The organism is Candidatus Thiodictyon syntrophicum (assembly GCF_002813775.1).
Classification (GTDB): domain Bacteria; phylum Pseudomonadota; class Gammaproteobacteria; order Chromatiales; family Chromatiaceae; genus Thiodictyon; species Thiodictyon syntrophicum.
The window spans coordinates 5,920,511-5,941,731 of record NZ_CP020370.1 but is presented as its reverse complement, the minus strand read 5'-3'; the positions used below and the strand labels follow the sequence as shown (position 1 = coordinate 5,941,731).

Genomic DNA, 21,221 nt, shown 5'->3' with positions numbered 1-21,221 from the left:
GCTCCGCACCGCGAGGGCTGATGGCCCGAACAATTATCAGGGCTCCGACCATAGGTGCTCTGCGGACGTCCAATGCGTCAGCCTTGGTCCTGCGGATCGCGCCGCTAAGTGGCCGGGACCATGACCAAGGTCTTCAAACTAATCGTTGCCTAATGCCTCCCCAGGTCGGCATTTTACAAACCTTAACTTGGCGACGACCCGGGGAGCATCCTAGACTGATAAGAGAAAAACTAGAATTAGGGATTTAGAGGACGACTTAAGATGCTTGGGATTGTTTGGCTAGCGTCGGCCGCTCTGGGGGACGACGTAGCAATCGGTACGGCGACCCGCGCCACGGCTCGGTCCTGGGCGTCGGTGACGCCTGGGGGTTGCGCCGGGAGCGGCGCGGATGCCCCCTTCACCGACCCGCCAATCGCCCCTCCGATCGCTGTATGAGCGGGGCACTCACACCGCACGGGCCCTCGGGTATTCATCACGCCACTGCCCAGGATGCGGCACTGTTTTATGGACTCGCGCTGCTGCTGGTGTACGCGCCGCTATTTCTGGGCACATGGCGACCGGTGCCGCTGATGATCATGGAATTGGCGGCGGTGGCGCTACTGGCGGGCCTGTTCATGCCCCGGCAAGCGGCGGCGGCCGGGTCGGAAGATGGCCGGACCGGACCGGTCGGCCACCCCGGACGGCCGTCCCGTCCGGCGCTCCTGTTCTTGCTGCTGCTGTTTCTCCTGCCCCTGTTTCAGTTGGTGCCGTTACCGTTCGAGCTATGGTCAGAACTGCCGGGGCGCGCCTTCTATGCCGAGGCGCTGCGGCTCGCGGGTGACACCGAAGACGGTTTCAACTGGCGGGCGATCTCGCTGATCCCGACGACCACCGAGGCCGCGTGGCTTACGCTGCTGCCACCCTTGGCCATGTTCTTGGCCGTGCTGCGGCTCGACCGGGAGCGATTGCTGGTATTGGTGCTGGTGTTCTTGGGGATTGCCACCGGTGAGGCGCTACTGGGGCTGATCCAGTACGGCAACACCCTGATGACCGACAGCGCCACCGGTACCTACCGGAATCGCAATCACCTGGCTGGCCTGCTGGAAATGGCGCTGCCGGTCGGCCTGGCCCTGTTGGCGGCCACGGTCGGGCACGGTCGCCCCCCGCACGCCGGCAGACCTCATGGCCGACGCAAACCTACGCTTCGTCAATGGATAGCGCGCTTCGGTGTAGCCCGGATCAACCAGACCGCGGCCTTAGGGGCGAGCTCGATTGCCATCTTGCTGGGGTTGATTTTTACCCGGTCCCGCGCAGGTATAAGTCTGGCGATGCTCGGGATTCTTCTAAGTAGCCTGATGTTCTCCTACCGACTGGGCGGGCGTAACACCTACGGCCTGATTGGCACTTTCACCGCCGCCGGGGTTGGGTTGGCCAGCCTGATCGGGTTGGTGCCGATATGGAACCGGTTCGCCTATGCTGACCCGTTCGAGGATGGGGCACTGGTTCAGTTTGGTTCTTCCTTATCCTTATGTTTTTGTAGTATTTTTATAACCTGGGCTGTCGAACTCTAAGGACCTCATCCCACGAGAGTCCCTGCTGGAGAATCCCCAGAGCCACCGCAGGAACCTGTTTTGTCGTGAAGTGGCTGCGAATAAAGTTATGGACAATCCACAACATATCCAATGTTCTTTGCAAACCAGAAATGCTCTTCGCGTACGTATTCGTTCGGCGGCGATAAGCAGAATTCTTTCGCCGAAATGAAGCGTTCGATGCTTCCAAATGATTAGCATGAATATCGGCTGGCGTCACATCTTGATCGGTTTCTGGATGCTCCGGATGAGGGGTTTCGTATTTGGGACGCGAGTGCCCCGTTCTATCAGTTCCTTTCCCTTTATTCTTAAGGCGCACCTTCACACCGCGACGAAGCACTTTCGGTGGGCGGCCGCGTTTTCCGGTTCGCAATACTTCGTGGCAAATTTCAAACAGGAGATTGCCATACCGACGTTCCCCGTCGGTGACTAGAGTGACATCGCCAGTACGCAGGATGACATCTCTAAGTATTTGTATGGCATATGAAAATAGGCTGCGATCCTTTTTCCCGCACTGAAGCGCCCAGATAAATCGACTTGCCCTTTCCATCAGTACGATCGTCCAGCCTTCACAATCCTCCGGGGGGACATTCCTATTCACTTTCGTATAAAGCTCATCACCTTCGATCAGTTGCTCAATAAAGGTGTGCGTCAGGGCATATATGACCAGCACATCCTTGCAATCGGCCAGGCGACGCTCCCATAGGAGCAACGTATTCTTCGCAATCGCGAAGGCCCGGCAGGCGGCGTTCAAGCCGATCCCCTCAGTGCGCGTTTTGAGCACTTGAATGATGAAGCTGGTCGGTTTCCTGAGCCCCTCGATAAGGGTGGCTTTGGTCTCGGAAAAGAGCCTATTGCAACTTTGACATCGCCACAGCAAACGCGTACCGTTATGACCGGTTTGATACGTCTTGTGATGCCGACAATTCTGTGAATTGCAATGAGGGCATGTCCATTGTCCGTTCAAGAAGTTCTCACTTATTCAAAAAGTGACGGAAACCCGCGCCGAACTAGATATATTACATATATTTCAATGTCTTGTAAACAGGAATTAAACTGAACCAGTGCCGAGGATGGGCGCTGGACGGTATTCGACGCCACCGTGCAGGCCATCGGCGAGTTCTTTCCGTTGGGAAGCGGTGCGGGTACGTTCCTCGATGTGCTGCGGCGGTTCCACCCGCTCACGATGCCGGGCGTCACCATCAACCGCGCCCACAATGATTATTTGGAATGGCTGCTGGAATTCGGCTTGATCGCGGCCGTACTGGTTGCCGTCTGGTTGCTGTTCTATCTGCGCCAGTGGGGGCGGGTATGGCAGAGCGGGGAATGGACGAGGTTCCGCTTCGTCCAGGCTGGAGCAGGCACGGCCTTGCTGCTGATGATGCTGCATACCTTGGTGGACTACAACCTGCGAGTCCCGGCCAACGCGCTGTTCACGGCCTTTCTGGCCGGCGTTTTTTTTCACCAACCGCGCCGCGCGGCCGCGCGCCGCATCCGCCGCCCGGCGGCGCCCGGCGAGAAGAGCGGCCGAGCGCCGCCGGTCTTTGCGATTCCACCGGAGAATCAGAACAATCCCTTCAGGACTTGGTCTCCGACAGCCGTCAGTCGTCGTCGTACAGGAGTATAGAAAGTTCATGAGTGCGCCCAGTTGGTTCGCGGATTTGGTATTCCCGGGCAGTTTCCTGCTCACGGTCGGCCTGATTGCCGTGCTGAGGCCCCCGGCCCGGGCACTGGGCTGGGTGGACCACCCCTCTACCCGCAAACACCACCTGCATCCCGTGCCGCTGGTCGGGGGGGTGGCCATGTGCGTCGCCTTCTGCGTCGGCATCTTGCTGCTGCCGGACAAGCCTCACGACTGGCGGGTCCTCTTGATCTGCACGGTCATGCTGACGCTGCTTGGTCTTTATGACGATCTGCGCTCCAGCCGGGCCTCCACGCGCTTTCTGTTTCAGGCCGCCGCCGTCCTGCTGATGGCGCTGGGAAGCGATGTGGTGCTGGGCAATCTGGGCGATCTGTTCGGGTTGGGCCAATTCAGCCTCGGCGACTGGGCGGTGCTGTTCACGCTGTTCGCCGTGGTCGGCGTGATCAATGCCTTCAACATGATCGACGGGTTGGATGGCTTGGCGGGTGGTTCGGGGCTGATCGCCGGCGGCTGGCTGCTCGTGCTGTGCCTGAGTACGCACGCGCGCCACCCAGGGGATATCGGTGCCCTGTTGGTCCTCGCCATGGTCATCGTGGGCTTTCTGGCCTTCAACCTGCGCCATCCCTGGCGCGCCCGAGCCGGCATCTTCATGGGCGATGCCGGCAGCACCATGCTCGGTTTCGTCCTGAGTTGGTTTCTGATCCACCTGTCCCAGGGGGAGCAAGCGGTGATGACACCGATCACTGCGGTATGGATTCTGGCCCTACCGCTATTGGACACCCTGACGGTCATGGTCCGCCGCCTGCGCTCCGGGAGCAACCCGTTCGTCGCAGACCGCCAGCACCTGCACCATCTGTTGCTGGGCCGCGGCTTGACGGATGGCCAGGTCACCGGCGTGCTGTTGGCGCTCACCTTCTTGACCGGTGGACTAGGCGTTCTGGCCGACCGGCTGGACTTGCCCTGCTGTCTGGGATTCTATGCCTTCGTCGGTCTTTTTCTGCTGTATTACAGAATCACAACCACGATGCTCCCGCCACCGAACTCGCCGGTCATCGGCCAGGATCGTCGCCGATCACTACGCCCGAGCGATACCGACAAGAAATGGCATCGATCCCTGCTGAGGCTGCCATGGACATACGGCAGCAGACAGGAAAGCGAGTAGAGCGCTTTGTTCTTTCATCCTCGATCATCGTTCCGACCACCGCGATGCCATTGCGTTCCTGCGGAAGATGCGCGCCGCGCACCCGCCGCCGATCGGCCATCGCGGCCGTAACGACGTCAAGGTGGCCGCGGCCTGTGGGACTGCGTGCCGCCCGGCAACAGGATACGCCCTGCAGCGCGCCGGAAGACGCCCGACCGCAGACCCGGGCCAGCGCCATAGCGTTGCCGCTGGAGCGGTGCGCGCCGGTTGAGCAGGATTTGGATGTCCATGAACTGAGCCAATAGCGCAGCCAGGCCCGGCGAGCCGCCCCGCCCTGTATCGTCATATGTCACGGTATGGCGGTAGCGTGTCCGGGAGCGTCACTTGATCGGGCTTGCTCCTCGTGCCGCAGGCAACGAAGCGCAAACAGTACGCCGCTGCCAGGAAAGGAGTAACGGGTGTCCTTGCCGAAGGTAAAATAACTGGAGTTTCCTACTTTCCCGGAGTTTCGCGGCTACATTCTGGATTTGACCCGCCGGGAGTATGCCGGGTGGGCGGCAACCGACGACCGGTTCTACGAGCTCCTGGCGGAACTGCGCCGTGACCGGGAGGAAGGCGCCCGCAAGTGGGACGAACAAAACCGCAAGTGGGACCAGCATCAGGCGGAGCAGCGCGAAGAATTCAAGCGCATTCACGAGGAGATCATGGCCCAGGCGCAGCGCCTGATCGTGATCTCGCCGATGATCGACGCCCGGGCGCGCCAGGTGGCCGAGCGCCTGGGGATCGAGACCTACGGCGACTCGCTGGAGGTGCAAGCGTTATGAGGGGTCTGGATGAATCCGCCGCGGACATCGCCCTATCTTTCATCAACGATGGCGAAGTTGTGTCGCTTAGCACCCAGCCGATGCCGAAAGAACCACCTCCGCCCACCGTCCGGCCCTCCCGCGCGGCCTTGATCATAATCCCGGCAGCGCCGTGCGTAGTCAGGGCTTCCAGCCCTGACGGTGTCAGGCCAAGATGGCCTGACTACGCACCCGGCGAGCCCAAGCGGCCGGAATCTTGATCGACGCCCCTCAACGCGACGGCCGCTACCGAGCAAAGAATGATGAACCACAACGCCGGACTCTATGAGCAGGACGTCAACGCCTGGGCCGAAGGTCAGGTCTTTCTGTTAAAGCAAGGCTTGACCCACGCGCTCGACGTTGAGCATCTTATCGCGGAGCTCGAAGATATGGGAAAGAGCAACCTGCGTGAGCTGGAAAGCCGTTTTATTATCCTGATTGCCCATCTGCTAGAGTGGCAATTTCAATTGGAGACGTTGACTGCACGATGGAAAGAATTCGAGGCGAAAAGCTGGCGCAACACGATCATTGAGCAGCGCGCCCAACTTCTATTCCTGTTGAAAAAGGTTCCCAGCCTGAAATCGTCCCTGCAAGCCGCAATGACAGATGCCTACACCGAAGCCCGCCGCCTGGCAAGCAGAGAAACCAATGTCGCTGCCGACACCTTCCCAGCAGATTGCCCATACTCGGTGGAGCAGATCCTGGACGAGGATTTTTTCCCCCAAGTCGCTGGAACCCCAATAAATCTTTAACCCTTAGGCTCATGGGGCGGATTTTTTGGCACCCTCATTTGCCAGGAAAGCCCCCCAATCTGAATCAACCACCTGTGCTGGCCAAGCGTAGGCCAACCACACAGTTGGCCGCATGAGCCAGCAGCTTAAGGCGCAGCGCCTTGGGTATCGGGCTCAACGAAGAACCGACCAACACCCAGGGCGTTGCCCCGGGCTGGTAGGTATCGCTCCGTTGGGGCTTTAACCGCCGCCGAGCGCGCGCTGCCCGCTGCTAGGGGGCGAAGCTCGAGTGAGCCTCGGTAACGGCGGGTTGCCCAATGTGGCATTGCTGATCCCACAATGGAGATTGACTAACCCTTGACCAGTGTGATTCCATACACCTGTGTTCACGCCATGAATGCTCGGCCCGCCCCGTCGGCCGGCCAGCCCCCAAGCCCCAAGCCCCAAGCCCCGAGTCCCGAGTCCCGTCACGGTAGGGCGGTAGCGTGTCCGAGACCCCAACCAAAGTCCGTCCTCACCTCAGCGGCAATGCGCCACCGCCTGCTCAAACCCAGTACGGCTTGACCCACTATCGTCCGCGCAGCAGTATCGGCATCTTCTTGCGCGACCAACTGGCCAAAGACTTTGGCCTGGAGACCGACATGGCTTACACCGTTGAGGATTTCAAACGCGAAGCGATGCGGGACCTGATGGAGGACGTCCTGAGCGACCCCAAGCACCTGAAGATGTTCCTGGATCGCCTGGTGGCAGAGGATCGGCTGCGCGAACTCGCCCCCGAGGAGCGCCTGCGCGGGCTCGCGCCCGAGGAACGCCTGCGCGGGCTCGCGCCCGAGGACCGCCTGCGCGGGCTCGCCCCCGAGGAGCGGCTGAAAGGTCTCGATCCCGCGATCATCGAAGCCTGGCTGAAGCAACATCCCCGTCATGACCATTGACTGCTGACGATCCAAGAAAGCGCCGTCAGCGATCAGCTCTCAGATGACGGCCCAGATTGCGAACCCGATTACAGGTTCAAGCAGCATCCACCGATAGCCCGCACTGCCCGTTGACTGAACCTTATCGACTGCGGTCTCATTTATCGCCGTTCACCCTATGAATGCTAGGCCCGCCCCGTCCGCCGGCCAGCCCCCAAACCCCGAGTACCGTCCCGTCACGGTAGGGCGGTAGCGTGTCCGACACCCCAACCAAAGTCCGTCGCCACCTCAGCGACGTCATGCGCTACCGCCTGCTCAAGCACCTCGCGGAGCAGCCGCAGGCCAGCCGATGCCGAAAAGAGCACTCCCGCCCACCGCCCGGCGCGACGACTACGATACGCCCTGGAAGGACGTGCTCGAGCGCTGGCATCGGCAGTTCCTCGAGTTTTTCTTCCCCCTGGCCGCCGCCGACATCGACTGGGCGCGCGGGTATGAATTCCTCGACAAAGAGCTACAGAAGGTCACCCGGCGCGCGGTCGTGGGACGCCGCCATGTGGACAAGCTGATCAAAGTCTGGCGGCGCAGCGGGGCGGAGACCTGGGTATTGATCCATACCGAGGTGCAAGGCAACCGGGAGGCGGACTTCCCGAAGCGCCTGTACACCTACCACTCGCGCCTGACGGACCGCTACAACCGCCCGGTCGCCACCTTCGTGGTGCTGACGGACGATCATCCCGACTGGCGCCCCGCGCGCTATGAGCACGCCTTGTGGGGCTGCCGGGCGGTCCTGGAGTTCCCCAGCATCAAGCTGCTGGACTATCGCGACCGAGTGACCGAACTGGAGACCAGCGTCAATCCCTTTGCGCTGGTCGTGTTGGCGCACCTGGCGGCCATCGCCACCCGCCGCGACCCGCCCGCGCGCCTCGCACACAAGATCGGCCTGACGCGCCAACTCTATCGACGGGGGCTGGAGCGCGACGACATCTTGAGCCTCTACGCCTTTATCGACTGGGTGTTAGCGTTGCCCGACGCCTTGGAAGAAGACTACCATCGTTGTATCCAAGCGATAGAGGAAGCCGAGCACATGCAATACGTGACCACTGCCGAGCGCATCGGGATTCAGAAAGGCCGCCAAGAAGGCGAGGTCGCCGTCCTCCTGCGCCAGATCGCCCGCAAGTTCGGTCCGCCCACCGACACCGTGCGCGAGCGCATCGCGGGCGCCGACCCCGAGACCCTGTTGGAATGGTCCGACCGGATCCTGACCGCCCAGACCCTCGACGAGGTGCTCCACTGACACGCGCCAGCCCGTAGGGTCCGCTGTGCGGACCAGCGACCAGCGACCTGCGCTCAGCGGGGCCTGCCGCTCAGCCGTCAGGCCGAACAACCGGGAGCGCCGCACCCCAGCGCGGCCCGGCCGTGCCTTGATCATGATTCCGGCCACCCATCGTTGCAGCATCCCGTCGCGGCCGGGATCTGGCCGGATTAACGATCACGGCCTTTCCGGGTGCGATCAGAACGGATGGGTTGACGCAGAGCGCGTAGGGTACGCATCGCGTACCCGCCAGGCCACCGTAACCGCTGGCGCTGGGTACGCGATGCGTACCCTACAGCTCAAGCACCTCTCGGAGCAGCCGCAGGCCAGCCCGCGAGCGCGATCCGTCGGGTTCGCTGTGCGAACCAACCGCCGTGCAGATCGCGAGACGGCCGGGTTGATGACCAGCGCCGTTTGCCACCGCCCGCCGCGACGAAACGCCATCCGTGGACAAACGCCCTCCCAAACCCTGGCACCGCTGGCTCGGCATCCTGCTGACCGACCTGTTCGTCGGCCGCCCCTGGTCGGTGGCCATGGAAGAGGAGTTGTCGTTGAAGAGCCAACGACTCGACATCCTCATCATCGAACGGCGCGGCGCGGCGGGTGTGACCCCCGATCCAGAGGCCGTGAACGGGCTCCCCGATGGCTTTGACAATCTGGCCGCCCACAACCTGCTGAGCTATAAATCCGCGGCCGAGCCGTTCAACACCTGGGCGCTGGAAGAACTCATCAGCCACTACGTGACCTATCGTAAACTGGCCTCGCTGCGCGCCGCCCACCGCGGCGCACGAACGGCGGATGAGCCGCTGGCCGAACCCGCCGGCACCTACCCGCTGCTGCCGGCGCGCGACTTTCGCCGCTACGCCATCGCCACCCGCCAGCCGCGTCAACTGTTACGCCAACTGCCGACCGGCACCTGTCGCGCGACCGCCTGCCCCGGGGTCTATGATCTTGCGGTGGGCGCACTGCCGGTGCGCCTCATCGTGCTGGACACCTTGGCAAAGCAGCCGCGCAACGCCCCCTGGGGACTGTTTGCACACGCCAGCGCTCAAACCCAGTACGGCTTGACCCACTATCGTCCGCGCAGCAGTATCGGCATCTTCCTGCGCGACCAACTGGCCAAAGACTTTGGCCTGGAGACCGACATGGCTTACACCGTTGAGGATTTCAAACGCGAAGCGATGCGGGACCTGATGGAGGACGTCCTGAGCGACCCCAAGCACCTGAAGATGTTCCTGGATCGCCTGGTGGCAGAGGATCGGCTGCGCGAACTCGCCCCTGAGGAGCGGCTGCGCGGGCTCGCCCCCGAGGAACGCCTGCGCGGCCTTGCCCCCGAGGAGCGGCTGCGCGGCCTTGCCCCCGAGGATCGGCTGCGCGGGCTCGCCCCCGAGGAGCGGCTGCGCGAACTCGCGCCCGAGGAGCGCCTGCGCGGCCTCGCGCCCGAGGAGCGGCTGCGCGGCCTTGCCCCCGAGGATCGGCTGCGTGGGCTCGCGCCCGAAGAGCGGCTGCGCGGGCTCGCGCCCGAGGAGCGGCTGCGCGGGCTCGCCCCCGAGGAACGGGTGCGCGGACTCGCGCCCGAGGAGTGGCTGCAAGGTCTCGATCCCGCGATCATCGAAGCCTGGCTGAAGCAACATCCCCGTCATGACCATTGACTGCTGACGATCCAAGAAAGCGCCGTCAGCGATCAGCTCTCAGCGATCAGCTATCAGCTATCAGCGGTCCGTGTTCTTCTGATAGCTGACAGCTGACTGCTCTTCCCAGCTTGACCGCCCCTCGCTCAGTGTCGTCCCATACACCGGTGTTCATCCTGTGAATGTTGATCTCGCCCCGCCGGCCGGCCAGCCCCCAAGCCCCGAGTACCGTCCCGTCACGGTAGGGCGGTAGCGTGTCCGATACCCCAATCAAGGTCCGTCGACACCTCAGCGACGATATGCGCTACCGCCTGCTCAAGCACCTCTCGGAGCAACCGCAGGCCAGCCAACGGCAACTCTCCGAGATCCTCGGCGTCAGCGTCGGCAGCCTCAACGACTGCGTCAACGCACTGATCGAGCGCGGCTGGGTCAAGGTCACCAACTTCAGGAACAGCCGCAACAAGCTCGCCTACGCCTATTTCCTTACCCCCAGCGGCATCGAGGCCAAGACCCGCATCGCCATGTGCTTTCTGCAGCGCAAACTGGAGGAATATGCTGCCCGCCCTGCGCGCCGGCGGGGTGGAGCGGCTGGTGTTCTCCAGCACCTGCGCCACCTACGGCGTACCGGAACGGCTGCTGATCGACGAGCGCCACCCGTGGTGGACTGCACTGGGCTTGTCCACCCTACGATGCCGGGTGGCCGGAATTATGACCAAGGCCCCGCGCCGCTTCTCGATGACGATGACTACCCTGGTTCAACAGAAAAGACGTGACACCAGCCGCTCACTGAGGACTTCCCGATGTTAGACGCACAAATCATTCAATCTGCGGTCGATCGTCTCATTGGTGTAGCCCACTCACCTCTCAAGGTCATCCTGTTTGGATCCTACGCGAGAGGCGATGCCAAAGACACCTCCGATCTTGACCTCCTCGTCGTGGAAGAGGACGTGCCCAACTTCGCTGAAGAATATGGCCGTTTGCGTGGCGCCATTGGGTCGGTGGGAACGGGTGTCGATCTTCTCATCTATCCACTGAATGAATTCGAGCGACGGAAGAATTGGCAGACATCACCGGTCTCCGATGCGGTGAGAGGCGGCAAGGTGCTGTATGAACGCGCCGCTTGATGAGGCCCGCCAACTATTGCGTGCCGCCACCAGGGATCGGCTATCCTTTGAATTGCTTCTCGGCACTGGACGCGCCCCCCATGAAACCCTTGGGTTTCTCGCGCAGCAAGCCTGCGAAAAACTCATCAAGGCCGTGCTGGTTCGCCATGGGGCTCGGGTTGAGCGGACGCATGATCTCGAACGGCTATTCGATCTGGCTGTTGAGCAACACATCGCCGTTCCTGTTTCTGGTGACGTGCTACGCTGCCTCAACCCATACGCCGTTGCGCTTCGGTATGAAAGCACGGAGACAATTTGGATCAAGGACGCGGATGCCATGGCGATCGTGAAGACATTACATGAGTGGGCGAGCATCAAGATCGCGGCAGATGAGACATGAGCGATCCCGAGACGCTGTTGGAGTGGTCCGACCGGATCCTGACCGCCCAGACCCTCGCCGAGGTCTTCGACGACGCAAGTTGACCGGCACCCGGCGCCGTGCCGGCACCCACCCCTGCCGAAGCCTCGTTTGGCCGACGAAAGAGGCCCAACGTCCACGGTCCGCCTGCCCGCCCACGGTGGCCCTCACGCCACCGCCCAGCCGACTACTTGAGGGTGGGTCCCACGGATGCCGGCCGCAGCGCACGGCTAGCAGGTTCAAACTTGGGCGGGCGCAACCGCCAGCGTGCCGGCGACGGGGCCGATGGTGGAGGCGCGATGCTGATTCACCCTCCGAAATTCGCCCTGCTGTAGGGTTTATAAGGCGCGCCCCACGATGCGAGGGAGCGGGCACGTCGCGCGCGCCGCATCCACGAAAGGCCGCGCGCTGCCGTCCAAACGTGGAACTGCTGGCGCACAGCGACAACCGATTGCGAACCCGATCACACTTCCAAGCAGCACCCACCGGCCCTCCCGCGATGCGCATTGATTAACCCATGCCCACTGTGGTCTCATTCACCAACGTTCATCCCATGAATTTTCGGCCTGCCCCGCTGGCCGGCCAGCCCCCAAACCCCGAGTACCGTTCCGACACGGTAGGGCGGTAGCGTGACCGAGACCCCAATCAAGGTCCGTCGTCACCTCAGCGGCGACCTGCGTTACCGCCTGCTCAAGCACCTCGCGGAGCAACCCCAAGCCAGCCAGCGGCAACTCTACGAGGTCCTCGGCGTCAGCGTCGGCAGCCTCAACGACTGCGTCAACGCACTGATCGAGCGCGGCTGGGTCAAGGTCACCAACTTCCGGAACAGCCACCACAAGCTCGCCTACGCCTACCTTCTCACCCCCAGCGGCATCGAGGCCAAGACCCGCATCGCCGTGCGCTTCCTGCAGCGCAAACTGGAGGAACACGAGGCATTGGCGCAGGAAATCGCCCAGCTCCGCCATCCATGGACAAACGCCCTCCCAAACCCTGGCACCGCTGGCTCGGCATCCTGCTGACCGACCTGTTCGTCGGCCGCCCCTGGTCGGTGGCCATGGAAGAGGAGTTGTCGCTCAAGAGTCAACGACTCGACATCCTCATCATCGAACGGCGCGGCGCGGCGGGTGTGACCCCCCGATCCAGAGGCCGTGAACGGGCTCCCCGATGGCTTTGACAATCTGGCCGCCCACAACCTGCTGAGCTATAAATCCGCGGCCGAGCCGTTCAACACCTGGGCGCTGGAAGAACTCATCAGCCACTACGTGACCTATCGTAAACTGGCCTCGCTGCGCGCCGCCCACCGCGGCGCAGGAACGGCGGATGAGTCGCTGGCCGAACCCGCCGGCGCCTACCCGTTGCTGCCGACGCGCGACTTTCGCTGCTTCGCCGTCGCCACCCGCCAGCCGCGCCAACTGATGCGCCAACTGCCGGTCGGCACCTGTCGCGCGACCGCCTGCCCCGGGGTCTATGATCTTGCGGTCGGCGCACTACCGGTGCGCCTCATCGTGCTGGACACCTTGGCAAAGCAGCCGCGCAACGCCCCTTGGGGACTCTTTGCACACGCCAGCGCTCAAACCCAGTACGGCTTGACCCACTATCGTCCGCGCAGCAGTATCGGCATCTTCTTGCGCGACCAACTGGCCAAAGACTTTGGCCTGGAGACCGACATGGCTTACACCGTTGAGGATTTCAAACGCGAAGCGATGCGGGACCTGATGGAGGACGTCCTGAGCGACCCCAAGCACCTGAAGATGTTCCTGGATCGCCTGGTGGCAGAGGATCGGCTGCGCGAACTCGCCCCTGAGGAGCGGCTGCGCGGGCTCGCCCCCGAGGAACGCCTGCGCGGCCTTGCCCCCGAGGAGCGGCTGCGCGGCCTTGCCCCCGAGGAGCGGCTGCGCGGCCTTGCCCCCGAGGATCGGCTGCGCGAACTCGCCCCCGAGGAGCGGCTGCGCGGGCTCGCGCCCGAGGAACGCCTGCGCGGGCTCGCCCCCGAGGAGCGGCTGCAAGGTCTCGATCCCGCGATCATCGAAGCCTGGCTGAAGCAATATCCCCGTCATGACCATTGACTGCTGACGATCCAAGAAAGCGCCGTCAGCGATCAGCTTTCAGCTATCAGCTATCCGTGTTCTTCTGATAGCTGACCGCTGACGGCTGACTGCTAACCGCTGACTGCTAACCGCTGACTGCTCTTCCCAGCTTGACCGCCCCCCGCTCAGTGTGGTTACATACAACAATGTTCATCCCATGAATGTTGATCTCGCCCCGCCGGCCGGCCCCCAAGCCCCGAGTACCGTCCTGTCACGGTAGGGCGGTAGCGTGTCCGACACCCCAATCAAGGTCCGCCGTCACCTCAGCGACGACCTGCGCTACCGCCTGCTCAAGCACCTCTCGGAGCAGCCGCAGGCCAGCCAACGGCAACTCTCCGAGATCCTTGGCGTCAGCGTCGGCAGCCTCAACTACTGCGTAAACGCACTGATCGCGCGCGGTTGGGTCAAGGCCACCAACTTCCGGAACAGCCGCAACAAGCTCGCCTACGCCTACCTCCTCACCCCCAGCGGCATCGAGGCCAAGACCCGCATCGCCGTGCGCTTCCTGCAGCGCAAACTGGAGGAACACGAGGCATTGGCGCAGGAAATCGCCCAGCTCCGCCATCCGTGGACAAACGCCCCCACAAACCCTGGCACCGTTGGCTCGGCATCCTGCTGACCGACCTGTTCGTCGGCCGCCCCTGGTCGGTGGCCATGGAAGAGGAGTTGTCGCTCAAGAGTCAACGACTCGACATCCTCATCATCGAACGGCGCGGCGCGGCGGGTGTGACCGCCGATCCAGAGGCCGTAAACGGGCTCCCCGATGGCTTTGACAATCTGGCCGCCCACAACCTGCTGAGCTATAAATCCGCGGCCGAGCCGTTCAATGCCTGGGCGCTGGAAGAACTCATCAGCCACTATGTCACCTACCGTAAGCTGGCCTCGCTGCGCGCCGCCCACCGCGGCGCACGAACGGCGGATGAGCCGCTGGCCGAACCCGTCGGCGCCTACCCGCTGCTGCCGACGCGCGACTTTCGCCGCTACGCCATCGCCACCCGCCAGCCGCGTCAACTGATGCGCCAACTGCCGGTCGGCACCTGTCGCGCGACCGCCTGTCCCGGGGTCTATGATCTTGCGGTGGGCGCACTACCGGTGCGCCTCATCGTGCTGGACACCTTGGCAAAGCAGCCGCGCAACGCCCCCTGGGGACTCTTTGCACACGCCAGCGATCAAACCCAGTACGGCTTGACCCACTATCGTCCGCGCAGCAGTATCGGCATCTTCCTGCGCGACCAACTGGCCAAAGACTTTGGCCTGGAGACCGACATGGCTTACACCGTTGAGGATTTCAAACGCGAAGCGATGCGGGACCTGATGGAGGACGTCCTGAGCGACCCCAAGCACCTGAAGATGTTCCTGGATCGCCTGGTGGCAGAGGATCGGCTGCGCGAACTCGCCCCTGAGGAGCGGCTGCGCGGGCTCGCCCCCGAGGAACGCCTGCGCGGCCTTGCCCCCGAGGAGCGGCTGCGCGGCCTTGCCCCCGAGGAGCGGCTGCGCGGCCTTGCCCCCGAGGATCGGCTGCGCGGGCTCGCCCCCGAGGATCGGCTGCGCGAACTCGCGCCCGAGGAGCGCCTGCGCGGCCTCGCGCCCGAGGAGCGGCTGCGCGGCCTTGCCCCCGAGGATCGGCTGCGTGGGCTCGCGCCCGAAGAGCGGCTGCGCGGGCTCGCGCCCGAGGAGCGGCTGCGCGGGCTCGCCCCCGAGGAACGGGTGCGCGGACTCGCGCCCGAGGAGTGGCTGCAAGGTCTCGATCCCGCGATCATCGAAGCCTGGCTGAAGCAACATCCCCGTCATGACCATTGACTGCTGACGATCCAAGAAAGCGCCGTCAGCGATCAGCTCTCAGCGGTCCGTGTTCTTCTGATAGCTGATAGCTGACAGCTGACACCTAACCGCTGACTGCTCTTCCCAGCTTGACCGCCCCCCGCTCAGTGTGGTCCCATGCAACAGTGTTCACCCCGTGAATGTAGATCTCACCCCGCCGGCCGGCCAGCGCCCAAACCCCGAGTACCGTCCCGTCACGGTAGGGCGGTAGCGTGTCCGAGACCCCAATCAAGGTCCGTCGTCACCTCAGCGACGACCTGCGTTACCGCCTGCTCAAGCACCTCGCGGAGCAACCGCAGGCCAGCCAACGGCAACTCTCGCAAGTCCTCGGCGTCAGCGTCGGCAGCCTCAACTACTGCATCAACGCACTGATCGAGCGCGGCTGGGTCAAGGTCACCAACTTCCGGAACAGCCGCAACAAGCTCGCCTACGCCTACCTCCTGACCCCCAGCGGCATCGAGGCCAAGACCCGCATCGCCGTGCGCTTCCTGCAGCGCAAACTGGAGGAACACGAGGCGCTGGAGCAGGAAATCGCCCAGCTCCGCTCCGAGGTCGCCGCTGCCCAAGAGCCCCTCGGAGAGACCGTCAGCGATCAGCCGTCAGCGACGGTCCCTGTCAGCACTTACCCCGTGGCGTGAAACCCAGATGAACACCCAAGCGCTGAAAGACACGATCAGACGTGAGCTACCGGAAATCATCCGCACGGATCCGGAGTTTCGCGGCTACATTCTGGATTTGACCCGCCAGGAGTATGCCGGGCGGGCGGCAACCGAAGACCGGTTCTACGAGCTCCTGGCGGAACTGCGCCGCGATCGGGAGGAAGGCGCCCGCAAGTGGGACGAGTATAAAAACGAACAAAACCGCAAGTGGGACGAACAGAACCGCAAGTGGGACGAACAAAACCGCAAGTGGGACCAGCATCAGGCGGAGCAGCGCGAAGAATTCAAGCGCATTCACGAGGAAATCATGGCCCAGGCGCAGCGCCATGACCGCAGCATCGGCGCGCTCGGGTCGCGCTGGGGCCTGCAATCGGAGAAGGCGTTCCGCGACGCGCTGGCCGGCATTCTGGAAAAGAACTTCGGCGTAAAGGTACTCAACGTCAACGAATACGACGACCAGGGTACCGTGTTCGGGCGGCCCGACCAGATTGAACTGGACGTCATTATCCAAAACGGTCTGCTGTTGATTTGCGAACTGAAGTCGTCCATCGACAAGGCCGGGATGTACATCTTCGAGCGCAAAGCCCGGTTTTACGAGCAGCGACACCAGCGCACCGCCAACCGCCTGATCGTGATCTCCCCGATGATCGACGCCCGGGCGCGCCAGGTAGCGGAGCGCCTGGGGATCGAGACCTACGGCGACTCGCTGGAGGTGCAAGCGTTATGAGGCGATCACCGCCGCCTCGTCGAAGGAGTAACGGGAGTCGGCCTTGATCATCATGTCCGCCGCCATGCCCTGTCGGTGTAGGTCGCCCTTCAGGGCGCCCGCGGACATCGCGGTGGCGCGGTCGCCCTGAAGGGCGACCTACACAGGCCTGTGGCCGCAGCCCTGATCACCGTTCCGGTCGGCCGCGCTCGGTCCGCACAGCGGACCCTACGGTCAGTCCGCGATCCGTAGGGTTCGCTGTGCGGACCAACAGCCTCGCGGGCAGCACAGTGGCCGGGATGATGATCAAGGCCCGCGACGGCCTTGGTCATCGTCCCGGCCAGCGGCCACCTTCTGGACTCCAAGGCTTCAGCCTTGGTCCTTTACATCCAAGGCTGAAGCCTTGGACTCCGGCCCGAGGCGGCCGGAACGATGATCAAGGCTGCTTGCGAGATCGCGCCGCACTGAGTTTGGGAAAGTGTTCGCTCCGAACCCGAGAACATCGCAATGCCGTCGGTTGGGGTGAGGCACGGACACTGGTGGCGAATCCTGTAAGCTGTTGACGTCACCTATCGCACAAGTGCATCGACCGGAGCTGACCGACATGTCCTTCAACGTGGACGATTTCAAACGCGACGCCCTGCGCGTGATGCTCGACGCCCCATGGCTGACACCGGAGGACCATGCCACCCTGCGCGCCGACCTGCTGGAGAAGTTGAGCCCCGAAGAGCGCCTGCACGGCCTTGATCCGACGGAGGTACTCAAATGCTATACGCCCGAAGAGCGCCTGCGCGGCCTCCCGCCGGAAGACATCCTGCGCGGGATGGATCCCGACCTGATCAAAGCCTGGCTCAAGCGAACCGGACACTCAGGGGATCGACAGAGATCGCCTGGCGGGCTATCGGACTTAAAGCGCTTCTCAGGAACAAACATCCCGACAGCGCGGCTGTAGGGGTGACTTCAGTCGCCCCTAGACGTCGGTAGATCTTTCCCGGGCACTGAGGCGGATCATCGCGATCACCCCAGCAAGCCCTCTTGATCGCCCGACGCCAGCCGACCCCTGATGCACCGCGACGCCCCCACGCCCTCGCACCGCCTGTTCGGCATGGCCCTGACGGACCTGAATGCCTGGGCCGTGGATGAACTGATCGGCCACGACGTCACTTATCGCACAAGTGCATCGACCGGATCTGACCGACATGTCCTACACCGTCGACGATTTCAAATTCGACACCCTGCGCCTGATGCTGACGGACCCATGGCTGACACCGGAGGAGCAAGCGACCCTGCGCGCCGGCCTGCTGCAGAAGTTGCCCCCCGAAGAGCGCCTGCACGGCCTGGATCCGGCGGAGGTACTCAAACGCTACGCGCCCGAAGACCGCCTGCGCGGCCTGCCGCCGGAGGAGATCCTGCGGGCGATGGATCCCGAACAGATCAAAGCCTGGCTCCAGCGGACCGGACACTGAGGCCGGGGAGCCAGTGGGAGTGCCTCCCCGGGGTGAACCCGCCGACGCTCGCCGGCCCGCCGCGACCATTGGCCAAGCCAAGAATCCCTAACGCATGAAGATCCTCACCGTCATCGGCGCCCGTCCCCAGTTCATCAAGGCCGCCACGGTCAGCCGCGCCATTCGTGAGCAGAATGCGGCCGGGCAGCCCCGCCCATCCGCGAGGTCATCGTCCACACCGGCCAGCACTTCGACGCCAGCATGTCCGATGTCTTCTTTGCGCAACTCGACATCCCGCGCCCGGACCATCACCTCGGGATTGCCTGCCTGTCCCACGGCGCCATGACCGGCCGCATGCTCGAAGCCATCGAGTCCGCGCTTATTCTGAGCGAATGTCGTTTTTCAAGCCCCGTTTCTTTATATGTCGAACCAACAGTCTGGGAGACACCTTGACCTGCGCACCGGGCGACCCAACCCCGCGCCGGAGCTGCTCGACCCCAAGAATGACTATGTCTTCAAGCGGCTGTTCGGCGAGGATCCCGACCTGTTGGTGGCCCTGATCAACGACCTGCGCCCGGACCTGCCCCAGATCACGGCGGTGGAGGTGCTGAACCCCACCATCAACGCGGAAGAGTTGCGCGGCAAGTACATCATCCTCGACGTGCTCGCGCGCGATGCCGCGGGCCACTGTTACAACGTCGAGATCCAGATCCGTCGCCATGGCGCCTGGCGCCAGCGCGGGCTGTTCTATCTCGCGCGCACCCTGAGCCGGCAGTTGGTCGCAGGCGAGGACTATGGGGAACTACGCGCCGCGGTCGGAATCCATCTGCTGGACTTCGATCTGTTCGACGCCACCCCCGCGCAGTGCGGGCAAGCGGTATGGCGCTTCGAGATGCGTGACCAAGGACAGCCCGAGGTCACCTTGGGGCGTCTGCTGCAACTGAACCTGATCGAACTGCGCAAGGCCGATCGATTGGGGCTGGCTGCCGGGCCGCTGTCGGCCTGGGTGACGTTTTTCGAGCATTGGCGCGAGGAGATCACGATGGCCGCGATCCAACATCCCCCGATTCAAGCGGCGCTGAGCCGCGTCCGTCGGCTCAGCGCCGACGAGGAGGCGAGGCGCCTGGCCTTCGTGCGCGAGCGCGCGGTGCGCGATGAGATCACGCTGTTGCGGGAAGCACGGGAAGAAGGGATCCAGGAGGGGCGTCAGGAGGGGCGTCAGGAAGGGCGTCAGGAAGGGCGTCAGGAAGGGCGTCAGGAAGAAGCCGCGGCGATCCTGTTGCAACTGCTCACACTCAAGTTTGGCCCACCCGTCGATGCGGTGACCAAGCGCGTGCAACAGGCCAACGCCGACGCCCTACGGTGCTGGTCCGCGCGGGTGCTCACCGCCACCCGTCTGGAGGAGGTCTTCGCGGAGACCGACGGGCGATGAATCCGCCGAATGCCGGGACAAATCAAGCGTGCGATGGGAGACCTGACCTTGCGGCCTTTGCTGCCACAGGGGACGGCCGATGCACCCCAGACCGGGCCTATTCTCCGAGGCTGAAACGCCCGCGCTGCCCCGCAACTAAACGTGGTCTGTCCCTGATAGCCTCTTGATTACTGACGATCTTGATCGTCGTTCCGGTCGGTCGCGATCGGCCCGCCCATCCGCTGGTCCGCACAGCGGACCCTACGGTAAGACCGCGATCCGTAGGGTCCGCTGTGCGGACCAACAACCGCGCAGAACGCGAGGTGGCCAAGTTTATGACCAAGGCCCAAACGGAGGCCGGTAGGGTGGACGAGCGGGAGCGAAGTCCACCGAATCCCGCGCCGCCGTTGGTGGGCCGCGCTGTGCTTGTCCACCCCACGGTACTGCGCGTTGGCAGTGGCCGGAATTGTGATCGAGGCCCGCGACCAAACGCCATCCGTGGACAAACGCCCTCCCAAACCCTGGCACCGCTGGCTCGGCATCCTGCTGACCGACCTGTTCGTCGGCCGCCCCTGGTCGGTGGCCATGGAAGAGGAGTTGTCGTTGAAGAGCCAACGACTCGACATCCTCATCATCGAACGGCGCGGCGCGGCGGGTGCGGCCGCCGATCCAGAGGCCGTGAACGGGCTCCCCGATGGCTTTGACAATCTGGCCGCCCACAACCTGCTGAGCTATAAATCCGCGGCCGAGCCGTTCAATGCCTGGGCGCTGGAAGAACTCATCAGCCACTACGTGACCTATCGTAAACTAGCCTCGCTGCGCGCCGCCCACCGCGGCGCACGAACGGCGGATGAGTCGCTGGCCGAACCCGCCGGCGCCTACCCGCTGCTGCCGGCGCGCGACTTTCGCCGCTACGCCGTCGCCACCCGCCAGCCGCGCCAACTGATGCGCCAACTGCCGGTCGGCACCTGTCGCGCGACCGCCTGTCCCGGGGTCTATGATCTTGCGGTGGGCGCACTACCGGTGCGCCTCATCGTGCTGGACAGCTTGGCAAAGCAGCCGCGCAACGCCCCTTGGGGACTCTTTGCACACGCCAGCGCTCAAACCCAGTACGGCTTGACCCACTATCGTCCGCGCAGCAGTATCGGCATCTTCCTGCGCGACCAACTGGCCAAAGACTTTGGCCTGGAGACCGACATGGCTTACACCGTTGAGGATTTCAAACGCGAAGCGATGCGGGACCTGATGGAGGACGTCCTGAGCGACCCCAAGCACCTGAAGATGTTCCTGGATCGCCTGGTGGCAGAGGATCGGCTGCGCGAACTCACCCCCGAGGAGCGCCTGCTCGGGCTCCTTCTGGAGGAGCGCCTGCGCGGGCTCGCCCCCGAGGACCGGCTGGAAGGTCTCGATCCCGCGATCATCGAAGCCTGGCTGACGCAACACCCCCGTCGTGACCATTGAGTGCTGACTACCCCGCGGAGGCTGTTGGCCGGGGTCGGTACGGACGCTGCCGCCGCTGCACCCCGGGGCCAGGCTAGCGGCTTTCAGCCGTCCGCTAGCAGCCATCAGCGGCCTTGATCATAATCGTGCGACACGAAGTCGCGTAAGTGATTGTTCTACTGGCGGTCGCTTGGATGCGACCTGATAGAACCGACGGTTTCTCCCGTCGTAGCCTAAGAGCACATGCGGGACTGGTAACGGTCCGGTGTGAAGCTGCTCTGACAATGTACTCCGCCCGAAAGGGTAAGACGAGCCCGTGAGGGCGACCAACACTGCAAGCATCATGCGGTAGG

The 21,221-nt window shown here is 63.6% G+C and carries 23 protein-coding genes; 22 read left to right on the top strand and 1 reads right to left on the bottom strand.

The window, feature by feature from the left end:
- Positions 1–431: 431 nt before the first annotated feature.
- The gene (locus tag THSYN_RS25440) at positions 432–1,550 is read left to right on the top strand and encodes a hypothetical protein (RefSeq protein ID WP_100921588.1); all 1,119 of its coding nucleotides are present in this window, start codon (positions 432–434) and stop codon (positions 1,548–1,550) included.
- Here THSYN_RS25440 and THSYN_RS25435 read toward each other — a convergent pair.
- Positions 1,525–2,535, bottom strand: coding sequence for an IS1 family transposase (locus tag THSYN_RS25435; RefSeq protein ID WP_100917404.1), 1,011 nt, complete (start codon positions 2,533–2,535; stop codon positions 1,525–1,527). The genes THSYN_RS25440 and THSYN_RS25435 overlap by 26 nt on opposite strands.
- 135 nt (positions 2,536–2,670) lie before the next feature.
- Between THSYN_RS25435 and THSYN_RS25430 the strand changes: the two genes are divergently transcribed.
- The 21 genes from THSYN_RS25430 (at position 2,671) to THSYN_RS25325 (ending at position 20,889) form a co-directional block, all read left to right on the top strand.
- Positions 2,671–3,195, top strand: a complete 525-nt coding sequence (locus THSYN_RS25430; RefSeq protein WP_100921587.1) for an O-antigen ligase family protein — start codon at positions 2,671–2,673, stop codon at positions 3,193–3,195.
- Positions 3,196–3,202: 7 nt separating this feature from the next.
- Entirely contained in the window at positions 3,203–4,372 is a 1,170-nt protein-coding gene (locus tag THSYN_RS25425; RefSeq protein ID WP_100921586.1) for an MraY family glycosyltransferase, read from the top strand.
- Between the two features lie 506 nt (positions 4,373–4,878).
- On the top strand, positions 4,879–5,175 hold the full coding sequence (locus THSYN_RS25420) for a hypothetical protein (protein WP_472297471.1): 297 nt from the start codon (positions 4,879–4,881) through the stop codon (positions 5,173–5,175).
- A 278-nt stretch (positions 5,176–5,453) separates the two neighbouring features.
- Positions 5,454–5,945, top strand: a complete 492-nt coding sequence (locus THSYN_RS25415; RefSeq protein WP_335582476.1) for a DUF29 domain-containing protein — start codon at positions 5,454–5,456, stop codon at positions 5,943–5,945.
- Between the two features lie 539 nt (positions 5,946–6,484).
- Positions 6,485–6,856, top strand: a complete 372-nt coding sequence (locus THSYN_RS25410; protein ID WP_236848695.1) for a hypothetical protein — start codon at positions 6,485–6,487, stop codon at positions 6,854–6,856.
- A gap of 328 nt (positions 6,857–7,184) precedes the next feature.
- Positions 7,185–8,129, top strand: coding sequence for an RpnC/YadD family protein (locus tag THSYN_RS25405; RefSeq protein ID WP_100921584.1), 945 nt, complete (start codon positions 7,185–7,187; stop codon positions 8,127–8,129).
- A 464-nt stretch (positions 8,130–8,593) separates the two neighbouring features.
- Positions 8,594–9,799: a hypothetical protein gene (locus THSYN_RS25400; RefSeq protein ID WP_100921583.1), complete on the top strand. Its 1,206-nt coding sequence runs from the start codon at positions 8,594–8,596 to the stop codon at positions 9,797–9,799.
- A 233-nt stretch (positions 9,800–10,032) separates the two neighbouring features.
- Positions 10,033–10,551 carry a MarR family EPS-associated transcriptional regulator gene (locus THSYN_RS25395; RefSeq protein ID WP_236848694.1) on the top strand — a complete coding sequence of 173 codons (519 nt, stop codon included), beginning with the start codon at positions 10,033–10,035 and terminating at the stop codon, positions 10,549–10,551.
- A 27-nt stretch (positions 10,552–10,578) separates the two neighbouring features.
- Positions 10,579–10,902: a nucleotidyltransferase domain-containing protein gene (locus THSYN_RS25390; RefSeq protein ID WP_100921581.1), complete on the top strand. Its 324-nt coding sequence runs from the start codon at positions 10,579–10,581 to the stop codon at positions 10,900–10,902.
- On the top strand, positions 10,886–11,281 hold the full coding sequence (locus THSYN_RS25385) for a HEPN domain-containing protein (RefSeq protein WP_100921580.1): 396 nt from the start codon (positions 10,886–10,888) through the stop codon (positions 11,279–11,281). The genes THSYN_RS25390 and THSYN_RS25385 overlap by 17 nt, the downstream gene beginning before the upstream one ends.
- A 647-nt stretch (positions 11,282–11,928) precedes the next feature.
- Positions 11,929–12,318, top strand: coding sequence for a MarR family EPS-associated transcriptional regulator (locus THSYN_RS25380; RefSeq protein WP_236848693.1), 390 nt, complete (start codon positions 11,929–11,931; stop codon positions 12,316–12,318).
- A 129-nt stretch (positions 12,319–12,447) separates the two neighbouring features.
- Complete coding sequence (locus THSYN_RS25375; RefSeq protein ID WP_236848692.1) at positions 12,448–13,365, top strand: DUF3106 domain-containing protein; 918 nt, start codon at positions 12,448–12,450, stop codon at positions 13,363–13,365.
- A gap of 250 nt (positions 13,366–13,615) precedes the next feature.
- Positions 13,616–14,005 carry a MarR family EPS-associated transcriptional regulator gene (locus tag THSYN_RS25370; RefSeq protein ID WP_236848691.1) on the top strand — a complete coding sequence of 130 codons (390 nt, stop codon included), beginning with the start codon at positions 13,616–13,618 and terminating at the stop codon, positions 14,003–14,005.
- On the top strand, positions 13,954–15,186 hold the full coding sequence (locus THSYN_RS25365) for a hypothetical protein (protein ID WP_335582475.1): 1,233 nt from the start codon (positions 13,954–13,956) through the stop codon (positions 15,184–15,186). Before THSYN_RS25370 ends, THSYN_RS25365 begins: the two co-directional genes overlap by 52 nt.
- Before the next feature lie 233 nt (positions 15,187–15,419).
- Positions 15,420–15,845, top strand: coding sequence for a MarR family EPS-associated transcriptional regulator (locus THSYN_RS25355; RefSeq protein ID WP_418219895.1), 426 nt, complete (start codon positions 15,420–15,422; stop codon positions 15,843–15,845).
- Between the two features lie 7 nt (positions 15,846–15,852).
- A complete protein-coding gene (locus THSYN_RS25350) occupies positions 15,853–16,593 on the top strand; it encodes a PD-(D/E)XK nuclease family protein (protein ID WP_100921579.1) in 741 nt (246 codons plus the stop codon).
- A 583-nt stretch (positions 16,594–17,176) separates the two neighbouring features.
- The gene (locus THSYN_RS25345; protein ID WP_236848690.1) at positions 17,177–17,524 is read left to right on the top strand and encodes a hypothetical protein; all 348 of its coding nucleotides are present in this window, start codon (positions 17,177–17,179) and stop codon (positions 17,522–17,524) included.
- A 247-nt stretch (positions 17,525–17,771) separates the two neighbouring features.
- Entirely contained in the window at positions 17,772–18,038 is a 267-nt protein-coding gene (locus tag THSYN_RS25340) for a hypothetical protein (protein WP_100921578.1), read from the top strand.
- Between the two features lie 240 nt (positions 18,039–18,278).
- The gene (locus tag THSYN_RS36915) at positions 18,279–18,470 is read left to right on the top strand and encodes a hypothetical protein (protein WP_269467348.1); all 192 of its coding nucleotides are present in this window, start codon (positions 18,279–18,281) and stop codon (positions 18,468–18,470) included.
- Positions 18,439–19,449, top strand: coding sequence for an Rpn family recombination-promoting nuclease/putative transposase (locus THSYN_RS25330; RefSeq protein WP_100921577.1), 1,011 nt, complete (start codon positions 18,439–18,441; stop codon positions 19,447–19,449). Before THSYN_RS36915 ends, THSYN_RS25330 begins: the two co-directional genes overlap by 32 nt.
- A 477-nt stretch (positions 19,450–19,926) precedes the next feature.
- Positions 19,927–20,889, top strand: a complete 963-nt coding sequence (locus tag THSYN_RS25325; protein ID WP_100922596.1) for a hypothetical protein — start codon at positions 19,927–19,929, stop codon at positions 20,887–20,889.
- The last annotated feature ends 332 nt before the right edge of the window (positions 20,890–21,221 follow it).

Excerpts from the sequence above, each read along its gene's own strand:
- THSYN_RS25440 (WP_100921588.1), top strand. The coding sequence starts at position 432 with ATGAGCGGGGCACTCACACCGCACGGGCCCTCGGGTATTCATCACGCC.
- THSYN_RS25425 (WP_100921586.1), top strand. The coding sequence starts at position 3,203 with ATGAGTGCGCCCAGTTGGTTCGCGGATTTGGTATTCCCGGGCAGTTTC.
- THSYN_RS25415 (WP_335582476.1), top strand. The coding sequence starts at position 5,454 with ATGATGAACCACAACGCCGGACTCTATGAGCAGGACGTCAACGCCTGG.
- THSYN_RS25405 (WP_100921584.1), top strand. The coding sequence starts at position 7,185 with ATGCCGAAAAGAGCACTCCCGCCCACCGCCCGGCGCGACGACTACGAT.
- THSYN_RS25390 (WP_100921581.1), top strand. The coding sequence starts at position 10,579 with ATGTTAGACGCACAAATCATTCAATCTGCGGTCGATCGTCTCATTGGT.
- THSYN_RS25385 (WP_100921580.1), top strand. The coding sequence starts at position 10,886 with ATGAACGCGCCGCTTGATGAGGCCCGCCAACTATTGCGTGCCGCCACC.
- THSYN_RS25350 (WP_100921579.1), top strand. The coding sequence starts at position 15,853 with ATGAACACCCAAGCGCTGAAAGACACGATCAGACGTGAGCTACCGGAA.
- THSYN_RS25345 (WP_236848690.1), top strand. The coding sequence starts at position 17,177 with ATGTCCTTCAACGTGGACGATTTCAAACGCGACGCCCTGCGCGTGATG.
- THSYN_RS25340 (WP_100921578.1), top strand. The coding sequence starts at position 17,772 with ATGTCCTACACCGTCGACGATTTCAAATTCGACACCCTGCGCCTGATG.
- THSYN_RS36915 (WP_269467348.1), top strand. The coding sequence starts at position 18,279 with ATGTCCGATGTCTTCTTTGCGCAACTCGACATCCCGCGCCCGGACCAT.
- THSYN_RS25330 (WP_100921577.1), top strand. The coding sequence starts at position 18,439 with ATGTCGAACCAACAGTCTGGGAGACACCTTGACCTGCGCACCGGGCGA.